The sequence below is a fragment of the Methanosarcina hadiensis genome, assembly GCF_046529725.1.
Lineage (GTDB): Archaea > Halobacteriota > Methanosarcinia > Methanosarcinales > Methanosarcinaceae > Methanosarcina > Methanosarcina hadiensis.
Genome location: NZ_CP136241.1, coordinates 3276828 through 3294689, shown reverse-complemented (window position 1 = coordinate 3294689; position 17862 = coordinate 3276828). Strand labels below are relative to the sequence as shown.

12 protein-coding genes, 1 tRNA gene and 1 other RNA gene are annotated in these 17862 nt (G+C 41.2%); 9 read left to right on the top strand and 5 right to left on the bottom strand.

Translation table 11 applies throughout. From position 1 onward, the window contains the following. Positions 1-43 precede the first annotated feature (43 nt). Complete coding sequence (locus RSJ42_RS14170; RefSeq protein ID WP_410507914.1) at positions 44-871, top strand: ABC transporter ATP-binding protein; 828 nt, start codon at positions 44-46, stop codon at positions 869-871. A gap of 154 nt (positions 872-1025) precedes the next feature. After that, positions 1026-2282 carry a COG1361 S-layer family protein gene (locus RSJ42_RS14165; protein ID WP_410507913.1) on the top strand — a complete coding sequence of 419 codons (1257 nt, stop codon included), beginning with the start codon at positions 1026-1028 and terminating at the stop codon, positions 2280-2282. A gap of 100 nt (positions 2283-2382) precedes the next feature. Here the strand turns inward: RSJ42_RS14165 and RSJ42_RS14160 are convergent, their stop codons facing one another. Next, positions 2383-3819, bottom strand: coding sequence for an ATP-binding protein (locus tag RSJ42_RS14160; RefSeq protein ID WP_410507912.1), 1437 nt, complete (start codon positions 3817-3819; stop codon positions 2383-2385). Between the two features lie 485 nt (positions 3820-4304). Here RSJ42_RS14160 and RSJ42_RS14155 point away from each other — a divergent pair, with 485 nt between their 5' ends. From RSJ42_RS14155 to RSJ42_RS14145, 3 genes are all read left to right on the top strand, one after another. Continuing rightward, complete coding sequence (locus RSJ42_RS14155) at positions 4305-5522, top strand: ABC transporter permease (RefSeq protein ID WP_410510379.1); 1218 nt, start codon at positions 4305-4307, stop codon at positions 5520-5522. A 153-nt stretch (positions 5523-5675) separates the two neighbouring features. Next, positions 5676-6284, top strand: coding sequence for a flavin reductase family protein (locus RSJ42_RS14150; protein WP_410507911.1), 609 nt, complete (start codon positions 5676-5678; stop codon positions 6282-6284). 131 nt (positions 6285-6415) lie between these two features. Then, on the top strand, positions 6416-7153 hold the full coding sequence (locus tag RSJ42_RS14145) for a flavodoxin family protein (RefSeq protein WP_410507910.1): 738 nt from the start codon (positions 6416-6418) through the stop codon (positions 7151-7153). A gap of 129 nt (positions 7154-7282) precedes the next feature. Here RSJ42_RS14145 and RSJ42_RS14140 read toward each other — a convergent pair whose 3' ends face one another. The 3 genes from RSJ42_RS14140 to RSJ42_RS14130 all read right to left on the bottom strand — a co-directional run bounded on the left by RSJ42_RS14140 (position 7283) and on the right by RSJ42_RS14130 (position 10409). Beyond that, positions 7283-9019: an ATP-binding cassette domain-containing protein gene (locus RSJ42_RS14140; RefSeq protein ID WP_410507909.1), complete on the bottom strand. Its 1737-nt coding sequence runs from the start codon at positions 9017-9019 to the stop codon at positions 7283-7285. 490 nt (positions 9020-9509) lie between these two features. Next, complete coding sequence (locus RSJ42_RS14135; protein ID WP_410507908.1) at positions 9510-10253, bottom strand: geranylgeranylglyceryl/heptaprenylglyceryl phosphate synthase; 744 nt, start codon at positions 10251-10253, stop codon at positions 9510-9512. A 6-nt stretch (positions 10254-10259) separates the two neighbouring features. Then, positions 10260-10409: a 50S ribosomal protein L40e gene (locus RSJ42_RS14130; protein ID WP_410507907.1), complete on the bottom strand. Its 150-nt coding sequence runs from the start codon at positions 10407-10409 to the stop codon at positions 10260-10262. 518 nt (positions 10410-10927) lie between these two features. On the opposite strand from RSJ42_RS14130, the gene purB reads away from it, so the two are divergent. Beyond that, entirely contained in the window at positions 10928-12274 is a 1347-nt protein-coding gene (gene purB / locus RSJ42_RS14125; RefSeq protein WP_410507906.1) for an adenylosuccinate lyase, read from the top strand. 1440 nt (positions 12275-13714) lie between these two features. Here purB and RSJ42_RS14120 read toward each other — a convergent pair. Then, positions 13715-15337, bottom strand: a complete 1623-nt coding sequence (locus RSJ42_RS14120) for a methylamine methyltransferase corrinoid protein reductive activase (protein WP_410507905.1) — start codon at positions 15335-15337, stop codon at positions 13715-13717. A 298-nt stretch (positions 15338-15635) separates the two neighbouring features. On the opposite strand from RSJ42_RS14120, the gene ffs reads away from it, so the two are divergent. From ffs to RSJ42_RS14105, 3 genes are all read left to right on the top strand, one after another. Then, positions 15636-15951, top strand: an RNA gene (ffs, locus tag RSJ42_RS14115) — signal recognition particle sRNA. Positions 15952-16098: 147 nt separating this feature from the next. Then, positions 16099-16183, top strand: a tRNA-Ser gene (locus tag RSJ42_RS14110). Positions 16184-16386: 203 nt separating this feature from the next. After that, on the top strand, positions 16387-17085 hold the full coding sequence (locus RSJ42_RS14105; RefSeq protein ID WP_410507904.1) for an RAD55 family ATPase: 699 nt from the start codon (positions 16387-16389) through the stop codon (positions 17083-17085). Positions 17086-17862: the final 777 nt, after the last annotated feature.

The window sequence follows — 17862 nt, the reverse complement described above, 5'->3', positions numbered from 1 at the left end:
CAGCAGAATAATATCCACAAAATCTAAAAATGCCGGAGTAGACATGAAGTCTAGTATGCTTGATAATGAAGTTTCCTCTTCCGAAGCCCCGAATCCGGAAACAGGTACAGATGAAACTTCAGATACAGAATCCTTTAAATGTGAGTTGCCACGTTCCAGACAATCTGGCAGCAAAGGAAAAAATCTAACTGGAGCTCCTGTAATAGAAGTTATTAATGTCAAAAAGAGTTATATCCTGGGAGACATGGAGGTTCCTATTCTCAACGATATTAACCTGACAGTGTATGAAGGAGAATTTCTTGCTATAATGGGCCCCTCTGGTTCAGGAAAAAGCACGCTTATGAACCTCATAGGTTTTCTTGACAGACCTACAGAAGGGAAAATCATAATTAAAGGCCTTGATATCAACGAACTGTCCGATAAAGAGGTTGCCAGGCTAAGGGGGCTCGAGATTGGTTTTGTTTTCCAGACCTTTAATCTCATTCCAAGGCTTACCGCTCTTGAGAACGTTGAGCTTCCCACCTATGCAAATGCAAGAGAAGGTGTGGATACGCGTAAAAGGGCAAAAGAACTTCTTAATCTGGTCGGGCTTGGGGATCGCATGCATCATAAGCCAGGTGAACTTTCCGGTGGGCAGTCGCAAAGAGTAGCCATTGCCAGAGCTCTTATTAATGATCCGGCGATCCTCCTTGCCGACGAGCCCACAGGAAACCTGGACTCCAGGACAGGATGTGAAATTCTCAATATGTTTACCAGGCTTAATGAAGAAGGCAGAACTATTGTAATGATAACCCACGATCCCGAGATCGCGAAGTATGCTGATAGGGTAGTGCTTGTAAAAGATGGAATTGTCCAGAGCAGTAAGGAATAAGTTAAAACAACTTCGAATCCTCAGTATATTTAGAATTCAATTCTTTGAGTATTAATAAGTCGGATAATAAAGACATACTCAGCATAAATCTGATAATCCGAAAACCACCCCTAATAAATAAATCTCTATACTTGTTAACCAGGATGAGTGAAAAATGAAAGGAAAGAAACCCACAATTACCCTTGCTATCGTATTTCTACTTTTAATTTCATCGATTTTCATGGCTCCTGCATCCGCGTCAACCGCAAGTGCTAGCTTGAAAGTTACGATAGTCGAAACGAACCCTTACCCTGCAAAAATAGGGGAGTATCTGGACCTGACAGTGCAGGTAGAAAATGTAGGTAGAGACAGGGCAGAAAATGTTGACATCGAAATAGTTCCTGAATATCCCTTTTCTATTGACTCCAGGGAAAATGCAGTGCAAAATGTAGGTGCCCTTGCTCCTGGCAAATTTGCATCCAAAGAATTTCATCTTTTCGTGGACAAGAACGCTAAAAAAGGAGTCCGGTCTATCGATATCCGTACAAGGATCAATAGTAACAGCCCATGGAGTGAGAAATCTTTTGACATAAGGATAGGTACTGAGACATTTGACAGTAAAGGCACTGTTGAGCTTTCAGAGATTGTTTCTTCTCCTGAAGTCTTTATGCCCGGAGACAGGGGCACTATTACTGTAATCCTGAACAATACCGCAACAACTCCTACTGTAACAATCGGCGGAAAAGATTATGATACCAATGCAAGAATCCAGGCTGCGGTTTTGAGACCTTTAACTGATGGGGTGATTGTCCTTGACCCTCCGTATGGAGAAATGGGGCTTCTCAGCCCGGGGGATAGTATCAAGCTGACATTTAATGTTATGGTTTCTGAAGAAGCAAATGAGGGAACGCATAACCTTGAGCTCGCTATCGAAGGCAATTCTTTCGATTACAATAGCCGTAAGAATATTCCGCTTGAAGTAGACTCTTCGAATGTAAAGGTAATTCCTTCGAAGCCTCTGAAATTGGTAAATGGCGAAGCTACTGTAGAGTTTGACGTAGCAAATACTCACCCGAACGGTTTTAACTCTGTAAGCATAAGGCCTGAAGCTGAAGGTGTAAACTTCTATCCTGTTGAATATTTCATCGGACCCATGGACCCTGACGAACTTTTCACAATAAAGTTTGATGCTGTAGCAGATTCATCTATGGAGAATAAAGGAAAAACTTCAGAACCTTTAAACCTCAGTCTCTCTGCAAGTTATAGTAATGGAATTAACAAACACGAAAACCTTGTAAGTAATCTTCGTATACAGCAGGTTGAGGAAAATCAGGGGGGCAGCTCAGGGTTGATTATAGCGGGTATCCTGCTTGCGGTCCTTGCTGCTGCCGGTATAGTGATCTATCAAAAGAAAAAGAGAAATAACAGATGAGCAGCCCTGAAGAGCCTGTGGCTTTCTCATGATATTATTTTTTTAATGTCAGGATTCAGGAGTTTGCAAACAGGCTTTTATGGAAATATTGTAAATATATTCAATTTTCAGGTTCTGCTGGAGAGTCAGTTTTTTTCAATTTTTTTCCTTTTTGAGACGATTGATTTTTTTTGTTTTCGTTCTCGGTGGATGAAGCATTTTCAGGTTTTGTCGGAATGGTAAACGTAAATGTGCTTCCTTTTCCTATCTCTGAATCAACCCATACCTTCCCGCCATGAAGATCCACAAAGTTCTTTACAATAAACAACCCAAGGCCAGCCCCACCATATCCTCTGGCTGCAGAGGAATCTGCCTGTGTAAAAGGCATGAATATCTTTTCATGGCTTTCTTTCGAAATCCCTATTCCATTATCTGAAACTTTAACCTCGAGAATTCCTTCATTTTTACAGGCGCTGATAATAACCTTCCCTTTTGCCGGAGTAAATTTTATAGCATTACTGACAAGGTTATACAGAATCTGCCTGAGTTTTGTAATATCAGCCTGAATATTTCCTATAGAGGGGTCTATCTTCAATTCGACAGTAATCTTTTTGACAGATGCAGGCGAAAGGAGGCTCATTCTCACTTCTCCTATGAGGCTTGCAATATCTACATCCTCATATTTGAGCGTCTTCTCCCCGGCTTCAAGCCTCGAAATATCAAGCAAGTTATTTATAATTTCAAGCAGGTTTTTTCCGCTTATAAGGATATTATTGACGTACTTTGATTGTTTTGTATTCATGGGGCCGAAAGCCCCTTCCAGCAGGAGATCTGAAAAGCCTATAACCGAATTAAGCGGGGTTCTGAGCTCGTGGCTCATATTCATTATAAAGCTGTTTTTTGCCCTGTTTGTAGCTTCAGCATCTTTTTTTGCTCTGAGAAGAGTTGTTTCAAGCTCTTTTTGCCCGTCTGAATTGCACGTATGCATCAGATATTCCCACTTGCCTTTTCTTTTAACGAGAACACCTTTTTCTTCTACCAGCTTAAGAAGTCCACTGCCGGATAATTCTTCGAGAGGAATAGTACATAGATATGTAAGTTTTCCTCTGCTTTCCGGGTTAATTTCTTTAAGACCTTCTTCTAATCTTTCAGGGTCAGGTTTGAGAATCCCTCCAGCTCTGGTAATATTAACGTTTATTCTGAAACCGTGAAAGCTTTCATGAGAATTCTTTCTACTCTTCTCTTCCACAAGCTCTTTTAAAGCTGTTTCTGGAAGCATGGTTTCTTTAGAATGTGCTCCCATTGTAATTATCTCTAATTGAGACGAGGTTAGACACTTTTCGACATCCACGCCTGCCTTCTCAAGTTCGTTTTTTGCTTTTTCAACTTCGAGAGCATTCGTGACTGTCCAGAGACAGTAGTCCCCCCGCTCAATACCCTGTTTAAAATAGGCAACAAGTAATTCTGTCAGTTCTTCGATGTCACCGTATACAGCAGAGAGCTGGGAGCTCTGCGGAATGCTTGAAAAAAGTTCGGGGTATTTGTCAGTATTTTTCATCAGAATCTTTCCCCTTTCCATGTGTTTACATTAAGCGCTTCTCAGCGCACAATCAGGGTTCAAGTGGGGCATGAAACAGAGTCTGCGGAAATATTTGATAACTTCCCGCGCTCTAATCCGGTTTCAAGTTTTGAGGGAGTATTTCTAAAATTTACAGGGCAATATATCATTTCAAACATTTATCTCTTCTTAACTTTGAATATTTAATACATATGCTTATATTTTCTATCATATAACACCAGCATATATAAGAAATGTGCTGATGTTTAATGTTATAAAGTTAATTCGATTTTTATAGGCATTTTTAGTTCTATATTAAAGCAAAATTCTGGAATACCCTCTAACTTTTTTCATTTACTGATCTATATATATTTGTAGATCAATATCTGTTGGTATTTTCTGTCATTAATATGGATTGGATCGCCTGAAGGTGTGTCCCTTATATCCTTCATGCCTGCATGAGCTCATTTGAAATAGGAGATTATATGCTGAAGGTAAGGCAAGCTATAGGAATCTCTCTTGGGAGTATATCGAGCTCAAAGCTTCGTTCTGGTTTGACAACCCTTGGAATTATCATAGGAATCGCTGCAGTAGTTGCAAACATCTCCCTTGGAGAGAGCTTCAGCGTTTTGTTTGAAGAAGAAATAAATGCTCAGGGTTCTAACTTTATTATTGTTTATAGCCAGGAGCCTAACATTTTTTACGCTAATGAACTGGAAATCATAGAACAAACTCCAGGCATAAGTGGAGTCTCTCCTGTGAAGCCGCAACAGGGTGAGGTAACCTATTTCTCTGAGACCAAGAACATAGAGATTGCGGGAGTAACTTCAGACTATCTGAATACTGCAAATATAAGTATGGAGGAAGGCAGTTTTATAAGTGACCAGGATACCTTTGCTGCAGCAATTGGGTCTGAAGTAGCCGATGAAAAATTCGACAGGAACATTTCAACCCGCAGCACTATAGATATAACTTTTCGCCTCCAAGGGAACAGGACTGTAACCAGAGGGTTCAAGGTAAAAGGTATCATCGAAAGCCCTGGTGTCACGGTTGTCGGAGGCGGGAGTATTGATAGAGACGTATCTATTTTTGTTCCTGTTGCCACAATTAACCAGATGCTCGAAGAGGATGACTACGAATATTTTTTTGCCATGGCTGACAGTATCGATGACATCGGGCAAATCTCAGATGAGGTGGATGAGAGGCTTGCCCGGAACTTTGGTGTTTCCTCAAGAGACCTTGATGATGAAGATGCAAAACCTTACCGTATTTTTGATCAGGCTGACATACTTGAGCAGACAAACCAGCTTGCCAATACTTTGAGGAATTTCCTTGTTGCAGTAGCCCTTATTTCTCTGCTTGTGGGATCAATAGGGATAATGAATATAATGCTTGTTACAGTTACGGAACGCACAAGAGAAATTGGGATTATGAAAGCAGTCGGCTTTTCAAGCACTGATGTCCTGGTTCTTTTCATTGTCGAATCCATTATTCTCAGCCTTTTTGGCGGGCTTCTTGGGCTAATTGTCGGAATTGGAGGAGCTTACCTGGTTACAAATTTACTTGAAATGCCTTTCCGTTACCCTCATTACGTTTTTGAAATAGGGATTCTTGTTGCACTAATTGTTGGAGTCGCGGCAGGAGTTTACCCGGCAAACAAAGCAGCAAAGCTTGCTCCAGTAGATGCGCTGAGGCATGAGTGAACGACGGCCTGATCACCCCCGAACAAAAACCGGAATGCTAATTACAGATCTTGAGGATACTTATAAAAAAGTCATTTTTCACCTGTTGTTTCATGATTTGTGGAAGGGATAATTCAAAAATAAGGTTTTATTAGTTTTAAAGAGGAAGAAGAGATGGAAAAAGGAGAAAAGAAAACCATTGGGGCCAGGAATTTCCTTTATCCTATGCCCACTATCCTTGTGGGCGCCGATGTGAATGGGAAGCCGAATTACCTGACTGTTGCTTTCTGCGGGATCGTTCAGGCAAGCCCCCCGATGATCGCAGTTACTCTGGGAAAAATGCATTATACTAACGAGGGAATCAGGGAGAATAAATGCTTCAGTGTGAACATTCCTTCCAGATATATGCTTGAAGCTACGGATTACTGCGGCATAGTTTCCGGAAAAAAGATTGACAAATCAGGTTTTTTCGAAACTTTTTACGGAAAGCTTGAAAAAGCCCCAATGATCCATGAATGCCCTGTAAACCTTGAATGCAGGCTGGTAGATACTCTTAATTTTGGAGGATCCAACGAGGTTTTTATTGGTGAAATTGTGGAAAGCTATGCAGAAGAAAAATACCTCTCTAATGGTACTCCTGATATTGAAAAGATCAAACCTATCGTCTTTTCCATGTACGATAACAATTACTGGGGAATCGGCGAGCATCTCGGTAAAGCCTGGCATGCTGGAAAAAAATTCAGTCAGAATATTAATGAGGACAGAAGTGAAAGTAATACGTAGAGGGAAAACTTTCTTTGAAAAAGGTTCTTTTTACGGGTGTGGATAAGGAATTTTAAAAGCAATATTAAAAATTCCGGCCCGGAAAACAGTACGCACCATTTAGTTTTTAAGTGCAGCAGGGGGGTTATTATATGAAAATAACAGTGTTCAGCGGGAGCCACAAAGGCAGGGAAGGAAATACTCTTATTATGGTCGAAGAGTTCCTCAAAGGAGCAGAAGAAGCCGGAGCAGAAACTGAAAATATTGTCCTCACCGAGAAAAATATCAGGTACTGCAGAGGGAGATTTGAGTGCTGGCTTAAGACTCCGGGCGTCTGTACCATTCATGATGATATGGATGATTTGCTTCCCAAATTTATGGCATCGGATATTGTAGTCTTTGCGTGCCCCGTGTACTTTGATAATGTCCCTTCCGTAATGAAAAATTTTATAGAAAGGCTTGCTCCGGCGCTCCTGCCTCATTTTGAGGAAGATGACAGGGGCGAGTACAGGCACGCTAAACGTTATGAAAAATATCCGAAGTTCGCAGTAATTTCGAATGCAGGGCTGCCAGAGAAGGCAAATTTCGAGGTAGAAAGCCTTTTCTTCAGGCGGCTGACAAGAGCTTTTCATACTGAACTGATTGCAGAAATCTATAGGGGAGAAGGGGAGGTTTTCAGAGGCCAGAAAAATATCATGCTGAAACCTCTGATAGGAAAATACAAAAAGCTGCTGAAGTCTGCCGGTAAAGAAATTGTTGAAAATCACAGGCTTTCGGAAAAAGTAGCTGAAGATCTTGAAAAGCCAATTGTACCACCTAGCCTGTACATAAAGTTTGGAAATGAGGAATGGGATAAGCTTATAAAAGAATACCAGAAAGATGAAAAATAACCCTAATTTTTTAGTTTTTTATCTACCCTGGATTTTTAAATAAGCTTTAAAAACCCATTCAGCTGAGAATGTTAAAAATAGGAAAAAGAGTCTGGAAAAGACCCTCTTATTATTAATTTCCTATGCCTATTACTGACTTTCTACGTTGCCTTCAACAAGATTTTCCAGGCTGTTTTCCATGTAAGGCGCATTGCTCCTGTTAATCAGTTCCTGGCAGACTTCTACCGGCTTTCCATCCATTACAAGAGCTCCGTTTTCGATTAACACGGCCCTGTGAGCAACTTCCCTGACAAAGTCCATATGGTGGCTTACGAGTACGATTGTTGTGCCAAAACGCTCGTTAATCCTTTTTAATGAATTTGTTACATCTCTCAGGGTTACGGGGTCAAGGTCTCCGAAAGGCTCGTCAAGCATAAGATATTCTGGAGAGGTAGCAAGGCTCAGGGCAATAAAAGCTCTTACATGTTCTCCTCCGCTTATCTGGTATGGAGTTTTATCAAGGACTTCCATTGACAGATCAAGGGCTTCAAAGACCGGTTTTGCATAGGTGTCAACATCTGTTACCGGAATAGTCGGGAAGAGGTCGAAGTACACCGTGTCACTGAGGTTCAGTTCTCTGAGAGCTTCTGTCTTTTCCTCTTCAGGCATGTCAGGCAAACGGTAAATAGTATCCAGAGTCTCATCCGAAAGCCCCATTTCCCTGGCTTTATTTCTTGCATATTCGATTGCACCCTGTCTTTTCAAGCTCAGTCTGAAGCGGATCTGGTCTCTTACAGTTGAGTTTACGGACATTGAGAATTCCTGATTCATAATGCTCATAACCCGCCTGAGTTCCATACGTCTCCTGCTGTATTCCGTGACATCCACCCATTCATCTTTGCAGAGATATTCCACAGAGCCGCTTTTCGGTTTTATCAGACCTTCCATCAGCTTCATTATGGTTGTTTTTCCGGCTCCTGATGGCCCTATAAATGCAAGAATTTCTCCTCTATATACATCCAGAGAAAAGTCTTTAATGTTGAGGACTTCTCCCATCCGGATAAGAGAATATCGCTTTGAGATATCCCTCACTTTAATGCAGACTTCCTTATTCCCTGGCTCTGAAAGCACTTCCCTGGGCTTCATGTCCTTCAGGAAGTTTTTAAGTACCCACGCAGGTTCTCCATTGGCTGCTATTTTCCCATTTTCCAGGAAGATAAGCCTGTCTGCAAGATAGGCATGGATTTCAGGAAGGTGTGAGACCACTATAATCGGGATATTCAGTTTCTCCTTAAGGCTTTTTATCACATCAAGGATTTCCTGCTTTGTATCCGGACCTGTCATTGTCACAGGCTCGTCAAGGAGGAGAACTCTTGGTTTTGCTGCAAGCTGCCTTGCCATCACGACTCTCTGTTTTTCCCCTCCGCTCAGGAGATTGGTGGAGTGGAGAGCTTTGTTTTCGAGACCGACAAGTTTCATATACTCCATAGCTTCTACAAAGAGCTCCTCATAATCTTCACTTCCGGTGCTAGGGATGGCTTCATGCCCCATTCTGAGGTAATTGAGTTTTCTCATTATGTTTTCTATTGCAGGCCCGTTCCAGAGCCCAAAATTCCGCTGGAGGTGTATTGCGGTGACGCTTTTCAGGAATTGTTCTCCTTCAAATCCTGAGTCTGGAGTTACGGTTTCTCCATCAACTTCCACAGTTCCCTCGTCAAAAGGCTCAACTCCACGGATAATCTTCAATAACGTAGATTTTCCGCTTCCGCTTCGACCTGTAATTCCGAGGATCTCTCCGTCCTCCACTGTGAGGTCGATATGGTCTAACACTCTTATTTTTTCGGAACGTACATCATAATCTTTTACCAGATTGGAAACCCTGATCATAATCATACCTCTTAGTGTTAAATTGCATATAAGGTTCGACACTGAGATTTGGAAGCCTGCCAAGATTATTTCTCTTAACCATTTCTCAGGTCGCGTAACACCAGCAAACTTCATTTATCTATCATTGTGTTACTAATCAGTTTATAAATTTTACTTTTAAATCTATTCTATTAAACTATCAACTTCTGATCTACCTGTAAATTATTGATGCCACACGTTCAAGAAAGTGAGCATCAAGAATATTTCTAAGTATAAAACGGTTTCAGAAATAAAAAGTTTAGGTAATAATCGAGTGCGAGTTTCAAAGAATAGAGCCTGAAGGAATATTCGGGTAAAAATCCAGCCTAGGGACGGAAGTTCTGAAGAGAAATAGAAATGTTCCGAAACTTTCAGAACTAAAAAATATTAATGTTTAAGGTTGATCAAATTAGCAAGCCTTTTGGATTGATAAAAACAGGCAGCACACCCTGAGATCTCTTTGTAAAGAGAATCATCTTTTTATTGCTGATACAATCTCAGCCACCTTTGCAGCAACGTCTTTTACTTCTTCAACAATTGTGCCGGTGACGATCATATCCGCACCTGCAGAGGTACAGAGCTTTGCAGTTTTTGCGTCCCTGATTCCGCCGCCTACAATAAGTTTATTTTCACCAAGTACCTGTTTGACAGCACCTATCATTTCGGGATTAACTGGATTATCGGCTCCTGATCCTGCTTCAAGGTAGGTATAATGCATGCCAAGGTATTTGCCTGCAAGGGCATAAACCGCAGCAATCTCCGGCTTCTTTCTGGGAATCAGTTTCGCGTCTCCTACCCAGCCGACAGTGCCTCCAGGTTCAACTATAAGATATGCCATGGAGATTGGCTCAATCTGGCTTCTGTAGACGAGCGGAGCTCCAAGCACCTGGTTTGTGATTACATACCCTATATCCCTTGAGTTCAAAAGACTCATGAAGAATACAGCATCTGCGTATTTGCTGAGCCCGGCTGAACTTCCCGGGAAAAGGATAGTAGGGACGTTCACATTCTCTTTGATTTTGATTACCGTTTCATCTAACAGGGTTCCCGACGCTCCGGTTGAGCCCCCTATCATGATGGCATCAGTGCCTCCTTCAACTGCTGCAATAGCAATTTCGGCGGCTCTCTCAGGCGTCTGAGACGCCGGATCGATAAGGGTAAGATGAACTTTTCCGCCCTTTTCAACAATCTTATGGAGGTGTGCTTCCACCTGCAAAAAAGATCATGCTCCCTTGGATTCCTTGGATTTAACTCGAAGAGAACTGGATCCACATTTTCTGCAACGGGTTGCCCTGGTGGCATTCCTTGCATTACACTTCATGCAAATTTTTTTGTTTAATATTCTTTCTTCTGCTTCTGGAAAACGACCCATTTTTGTCACCTGCTATTATTTTTTTATTCTCGATAGGTATATAGCCCGCTTAATGGATTTTAACACATATAACGTTTTTCATCAAAAATTTCCGCTGCTTACTGAGTTTATGACTCATTTTTCCCTTTTTTCGCGGACTCTGATTTTTCCTTCTGCGCTCCGGACGCGAAGCTTATTTATTGGTCCTTTGTTATTCCGTAGCCTGCAGGCTGAAGTTACGGACTGAGAAGATGCCGTATTTGATAAAAACGATACTACTTTACTAAAAATATGATTCTGGCAGCAGATGAGGTATCAATATATCATTGCACTGCCATTTGCGACTCATATCCAGTATCGTTTAGTTGAATCAAACCTTTACATGATAATTCAGGCTAAGAGTAATTTAGTCTAATGACTATCTTAGGTTAAGAGCATCTATGCAAAACCAAATCCAGATTATTAGGTAACCAGTATTTATTTGAGGTTTAAAGTTAACCCGGGATGATATTTATTCCCGATTCCAGAAGGTGATTGATGTGGCTATCCATCCTATAGAATACCGATACGGTACAGCAGAAATGAAATATGTATGGAGTCAGGAAAACCGACTTGCTAAGATCTTACAGACCGAGGCAGCCCTTGCCCGGGCAGAAGCAGATATGGGACTTATCCCTGCAGAAGCGGCTGAGACTATATCTGAATGCATTACTTCTGTGAAATCCGAAAGGGTTGATGAAATCGAAGCTGAGATCCATCATGACATGATGGCTGTTGTTGTTGCGATTTCAGAAAAGTGCAGGGACGATGCAGGAAAATGGGTTCACTTCGGAGCCACTTCAAATGATATTCTTGATACGGCAACGGCTCTCCAGATTAAAGATGCGATTGATATCCTGGAAGATAAACTTAAAACCCTTCTCAAAGTCCTGGTAAACCAGGCTGAGGCCCACAAGAATACGGTTTGCTGCGGGAGGACGCACGGGCAGATCGGTGTCCCGACAACTTACGGGCTTCGTTTTGCAATCTGGGCTTCCGAGATTTCAAGGCACCTTGACCGCCTGTACGAATTGACTCCGAGAGCTACCGTGGGACAGATGACCGGAGCTGTCGGTACTCAGGCAGCTTTTGGAAAGTCCGGGATCCTTATTCAGAAACTCACAATGCAGCACCTTGGAATTGGGTCTGTTGATGTCTCAAATCAGATTATCCAGAGAGACAGGCATGCCGAGTTTGTTATGTGGATGGCAAACGCAGTAACGACTCTGGACAAAATCGGAATTGAAATCAGGACACTTCAACGCAGCGAGATTGCCGAGATCGAAGAAAGTTTTGGGAAAAAGCAGGTCGGTTCGTCTACCATGCCCCACAAGCGCAACCCTATAAAATCTGAGCAGATTTGCGGGCTTGCCCGGATTGTCAGGGCAATGGTTGAGCCTGAGCTCCTTAACAATACTCTGTGGGACGAGCGAGACCTGACAAATTCTTCATGTGAAAGGGTTGTTTTCCCTGAAGCCTGCGTGCTTACGGACCATATTTTTAAACTCGGAATCAGCGTACTTGAGAACCTCAGGTTCTATCCCGAGAACATCCGCCGTAACCTGGAACTGCTGAGAGGTCTGAATATGGGTGAAGCTGTGATGATAGAACTTGCAAAAAGAGGTGTAGGCAGGCAGGAAGCTCATGAGCTCGTCCGGACTGCAGCAATGAAAGCCCATGATACGGGCCTGCACTTCAAACAGGTACTTCTTGATACCCCTTCTGTTTCAAGGTACCTGAGTGCTGAAGATATTGAGAACCTTGTAAATCCTGATAAATATATAGGAACGGCAGTAGAACAGGTGGAAGGGCTTGTTATAAAACTTCGTGGAGCCTATTCCCTTTGAAATCATTTTTTCTTTTTTTCTTTTATTATAAGAAAACTGCTTATACACACAGATTTTGTAGACTTATTTTATCCTCTAATGATACTCTACAACATATTATTCAGTCCACATGTTATTCAGTCCTGCCTCCCTATTAAGAATTTTAATTGGTTCCGTCTATTTAGTGGAGCCGGAGAAATGGCTTGTATATGTCAGAGAGACGGCTTATTGTTGATCTTACGCGTGAAAAGGAACTTGTTAAGAGAGATATAAAACAAGTGTTTTTGAAAAAACCAGTAAACTATTTATGACATCTTCTATTATAATTAAGCTTAAATATAAATATTTATATGTAATAAGCTCCTTCTATCTATGAGAGCTTTATAATAAATTACACCCGAATGGGTGATTGAGGCATCTAATAAAAGACGTTACGTAATTTAAAAGATCCATTTGGCTAGATGGTGGATGATTTGTGGTGTGAAAGTGGATTAGATGCCTCATTAACTCCTATGTACAGGTTATTTATAAAATTTGTGCTAATTTTACTCATGTTTCTCTTAAAATAATTCATTCTCCGCCTATCTTTTTTCCCAATCTCTCTCATGTCCTTTAAATAGTAATATTCTGGCTTTGAATTCAGTTATTCACAGTTCCCTCCAAAGTAAGACTATGGGTAACTTCATACGCCGTCTGGACATATCTTTGTAAAAAAAGAATCCCAAAGTAAAACTATGGATAACCTCATACGAGGATTTTTGATTTTAATTTCTTATCACTTTCCGGCAAATTTCTATCTGCCGGATTTGTAGAACAATGCTCGGTATTCTTTTACGATTGTTCATAAAAGCGTCCTGCTAATTTGCCTTAGTTTATCCAAATCATAAAAAAATGTTTCTATATATATTAAAGTTTTTGATTCTCTCCAGTTTTTAATGTCGTGATCCGTAAAACCTTATTTGTTTTCTCAAAAAATAGTCAGCCTTACTTTTATTTGAATTAAAAATATAAACCTTTATATATGATGATCCTCTATCCCACTTAGCGTTGCTTTATGTGGTATTGAGGCATCTAATAAATAGGCATTGCGTAATTTAAAAATCCATTTGGCTAGATGGTAAATGATTTGTGGTGTGAAAATGGGTTAGATGCCTCATTAATTTCCTATGATGAGGTTCTTTATATAATTTGTGTTCAATCTGCACACAACCGCCCAAAACTATTTTTATTTAAATTCATTTTCTCTTTTTTGAAACCTTTACCCTTTTTTATCCGGCGTTTTCGGATTCTATAATCTACAGTATAATCTACAGTATAACTTACAAAAAGATACTGAACGGCACTTCCAGACGGACTATGCGGATTAGCTGCAGGTCTGCTGACCCGAAGCTTACTGCGGTTTTAAGCTGAAGTTTCTTACTATACATCTGAGAGCGCCTGTCAGCAGTCTTCCGGGTCGGTTTACTCCTGCTCCTGTTTGAAAACCTCAAGGTTCTCCCAGTTAAACTTGTCTGGAGGGCAGGCTCTTATACATTTCTGGCAGTGTGCTCCCTCACACAGGTCAGTGCTTATCATAACCCTGTTTTCTTCGTCAATTGAAATGGCATCATTGGGGCAGACTTTTATGCATTTCTTACACTCCGGGCAGTCAACTACCATGGTCATATAGGTCCCTACCCTTTCCAGGACGTGAAGACCTTCCTCCCCAAGCACAGGAATATCCCTTTCCACACGCTTATCCACAACAGGGTTGCTTATCGGGTCATCAAGTGAAGGAAGCCCTTTCTTTTTAAGATATTTTTTAAACATCTTGAAGGGCATTCCTTCTTCCCAGTATGCAAGTTCAAGAACATAGGCATCCCGGAATTCAGGAGCAGTGGCAAACATTATGTGAGTTCCTATTATCTGGCTCGCGATGTCCTGAAGTTCCCATAACCTTTCTTCAGAAAGCAGGATCTCCCTTGCAACCGCGAGAGAGGTATTCCCAAGCTGGGCAATTTTTTCCGTAGAATAAGGGATCAGGCCAACTTTCTGGGCTTTTACTGCATCCATATATGTCCCGGCAGCGCCTGCCATATAGGCAGCATCAATATCTGTAAGTGCGATTCCTGCGGATGCACAGAGTGTGATATGCCCTGCTCTGATCGCTCCAATTGCTTTTCCTGCTTCTTTAACGTCGTGCTCCGAGAAGGTTATTTTGTTCTGCAGGTGAATAAGCCCATCCGGAGTCTTAACTTTAGGAAGCTCGACAAGGCCATGTGCAAGGGCTTTTTCTAGCAGGGCAATAACTCCCGTACCTGTAATTCCTTTTGCTTTAATCTGCCCTTCTTGAAGGATTTCTCCGGTTTTAGGGTCTACAAGATCCCCCGGATAAGGCTTCATTTCTTCGTTCAATACATAATTCCTCAATGCCCCATCCTCAAATTCAAAATCCGAGATCGCAAAGGGAGAAGCAAGTGTCCCATGCTTTATTTGTTGCCCTTCAAGAGCCGGACCTGCGGCTGCCGAGCCTGTATAAATGATGTCTTTTACTTTGAGCGCCATCTCGGCATTTGTACCATAGTCCGTTGCAATTGAAATCTCATCACTATCGAGCATTCCTGATTTTGTTATAAGAGCCAGGGCATCGGCTCCAACTTCATGTTTTATTGCAGGAGGGACTACGACTTCGCAATTGAATTCTTCAAGCCCCGAAATTTCACTGCTGGATATTATCCTTGCGTTCCTCTCCTGTTCCACTATATTGTACTTCTTTTTCTTGCGTTCCCCTGCATAAGCCAGGTCTTCAATACTGATTCCCTGAAAAATAGATAACTGGATTGGATTTCCGCAGATTGAAAGTCTGTCCAGCTCTCCGCTCTGCACATCAAGTGTCTGAAGCAGATTCTTCACCGCATTTACCGAAAGCCCATGAGCGAGATCCTGCCCATAGTGAATTGCGAAGTCCATGTGATCCATCACATTCGCTCCGGGAAGAGGATTTCTCAGTGTTATTACTGTCCTTTTTATTTCCTTGGTGTCCAGATCAATTTTCTGAGCTCGATACCCGCTTGTTCCCAGGTCAATAGCAACTCCATATCTCATACAAATCCCTCATCTTTTATTTTGCCGGGTATTTTGAAATATCATTTAAGCCGTTTGAGATTTTACGTAATAGTTACTTTGAAAAATGACGTATAAATAAATGCGGCAATTTATTCTTCCTCATATATTTTAATACCCGTTTGACTCTTTTATTATTCAATTTTGTTTTTGAAGAAGTTCCTGCTGAATCTCCAGTCCTTCCTTTGCAGGAAGGTCTTTAAGTTATTTCGATAAAAAACAGATATCGGGGGAAATACGTGTAGGATATTTTTATATACTACAAGTGTCTTTGTATAGCTGATGAGCTAGTCCGGGTAGGCCGGCGTTACCTGTAACCCGAAATCGCCGATACGCGGGGGACGAAGCCAAAGGAAGATGCGCCAGAGAGATTCCAGCCTGAAGTCTCAACTGAGAAGCTCCGTCCTGCTTGGATGGTGCAGGTATGCGGACTTGCTGGAAAACAGGTTCTCATACCCTAAACCGTGGAAACCGGTCGAGGCCCGGAAGGGAGCAGACTCACCGTGGGCAACCGTCGCTTGCGGGGTAGCGGGGTGGAGAAGAGGTTTCAGCCTACTGAAGTCTCCGAGGCACAACGACCTGCGGCGTGCTCATCACTTAATATCATTTATGTCCTTTTCAAAAGCTTACTATTATAATAAGACGGTGATTTTTTCTGGAATGATTTCTTTAAAGTATTTCTCTCCGGAAAAGATTAAATATATGAAATGCATTTTAGGGGACGCGTTTCTAAAGTTCAATATGACGAGATAGCCAAGCCCGGTATGGCGCGGGATTGCTAATCCCGTGATGCCCTGCATCCCGGGGGTTCGAGTCCCCCTCTCGTCGTTTCTTTTTTTAAAAGTTCTCTTGTTTTAGTTTCTTTTTTTATCCATATCTTTTTTTATCCATATTTTCTGCTCATCTGTATGTAAATTTTATATAAGATCTCCCCCAATACCCTGTAGTATAAATTCAGTTTTATGCCCTCTTACATTTCTCATAATCAGGCGAGTTTAAGGGGTTATTGATAACTTAATTGAGTTAAAACAATGAAACGTATATCATCAGGAATACCCGAACTTGACGAAAGAATCGGTGGTGGATACCTTGCTGGCAGGGTACTGCTGGTCACAGGGGATACAGGGACCGGCAAGACAACTTTTGCAATTCATTTTCTGCACAGGGCATGCCGGGACGGCAAAAAATGTGTTATGGTTGCAACAGAAGAACTCCCTGAGGATATTCTTGATTTATCCGAAATGCTGGGTCTCGGGCTGACCGGATTTCAAAAAAGTGGTCAGCTTGCAATTGAGAGGTCTTTTCAGAACCGTTCAGAAAAGGTTCAGACTTCCAAATTCGGGTTTACTCCTGAAGGCCTGGAAATAGAACTACCTACCCTTTCGGATTATGTGCCTGAGGGAACGGATGTTGTAGTTATTGATAATATAGGGGTTTTTACTCTGAGGCTCTCTATTCAGGACTTCAGGGATCAGTTTGATGCGCTAAACTATATTCTGAGCACCAGAGGTGACTGTACAGCAATGTTCGTTATGGACGATACCGCATGCAAGATGACTCATAACCTTGCTGAGTATTCGGTAAGCGGGTGCCTCAGGCTCATGGTTGACGAAAACCCGTACACCGGAAACATTGAGCGTTACATAAGGATTCCTAAAATGAGAAGAACATGTCTCAGTTTGAATCCTATAAGGTTTGAAATAACCTCTTCAGGGATTAAGCTCCTTTAAATAATCCGGTTCAAAATGGTCTTACTGCCTTTTCACTTTCATATTTTTAATCAATTTTCTTTTTTCCGGATTTTTCTTTAAATCTCTCATTCATTTCAACTAAATCTTTTTTAGATAAAATCTTTTAGATTTTCACTTTCTATTTTAACACAGAGGAAATATAATAATCTTGATCTCTTCCTTCTTCATCAAAAGATTTATACTATTAAATCGTATTTCTTATTTGATTAGTAAACAGAAAAATCTTAATTTTTCTTTTTACTCAGTTAATAAGAATGAATTCCGCTTTAATTTAATTCACATAAACATTGAATGATATATCAAATCAATGTTAGAAAACTATCTCTATTTATTAAAAAATTTATACAGAAATACATTATTATTTTATGCTGATGTTCGAGTTAATGAGGTAACTAATCCTCGGTGGGGGTGAGCTTCTATGGTTTCCAAACACGAGAAATCTCAGGATGACTCAAAAAAATCAGAAATAAGTGTGCGTACGGATGAAGAAAAAGAGGTTCTGACAGGTAAATCTTACCTCTTACAGATTCCTGTCAAGAAAATTCCCTACGAAAGTAATCTTGATACCTCTATTGATAGCCCTCAGGCTGATAAAAACATAGATTCTGATAATATTCTTCAAGAAGTTTCCGAAAATGGAATTGCAGGAAATGAGAATGAAGCAGATGAAAATGCAAAAAAAGAGAGCATGGAAAATGAAAATACTCATCTTCCTGACATGAAAATTAAAGTTGAAAGCCGTAAAACCAAACCTGT

Excerpts from the sequence above, each read along its gene's own strand:
- RSJ42_RS14170 (WP_410507914.1), top strand. The coding sequence starts at position 44 with ATGAAGTCTAGTATGCTTGATAATGAAGTTTCCTCTTCCGAAGCCCCG.
- RSJ42_RS14165 (WP_410507913.1), top strand. The coding sequence starts at position 1,026 with ATGAAAGGAAAGAAACCCACAATTACCCTTGCTATCGTATTTCTACTT.
- RSJ42_RS14160 (WP_410507912.1), bottom strand. The coding sequence starts at position 3,819 with ATGAAAAATACTGACAAATACCCCGAACTTTTTTCAAGCATTCCGCAG.
- RSJ42_RS14155 (WP_410510379.1), top strand. The coding sequence starts at position 4,305 with ATGCTGAAGGTAAGGCAAGCTATAGGAATCTCTCTTGGGAGTATATCG.
- RSJ42_RS14150 (WP_410507911.1), top strand. The coding sequence starts at position 5,676 with ATGGAAAAAGGAGAAAAGAAAACCATTGGGGCCAGGAATTTCCTTTAT.
- RSJ42_RS14145 (WP_410507910.1), top strand. The coding sequence starts at position 6,416 with ATGAAAATAACAGTGTTCAGCGGGAGCCACAAAGGCAGGGAAGGAAAT.
- RSJ42_RS14140 (WP_410507909.1), bottom strand. The coding sequence starts at position 9,019 with ATGATCAGGGTTTCCAATCTGGTAAAAGATTATGATGTACGTTCCGAA.
- RSJ42_RS14130 (WP_410507907.1), bottom strand. The coding sequence starts at position 10,409 with ATGGGTCGTTTTCCAGAAGCAGAAGAAAGAATATTAAACAAAAAAATT.
- RSJ42_RS14120 (WP_410507905.1), bottom strand. The coding sequence starts at position 15,337 with ATGAGATATGGAGTTGCTATTGACCTGGGAACAAGCGGGTATCGAGCT.
- RSJ42_RS14105 (WP_410507904.1), top strand. The coding sequence starts at position 16,387 with ATGAAACGTATATCATCAGGAATACCCGAACTTGACGAAAGAATCGGT.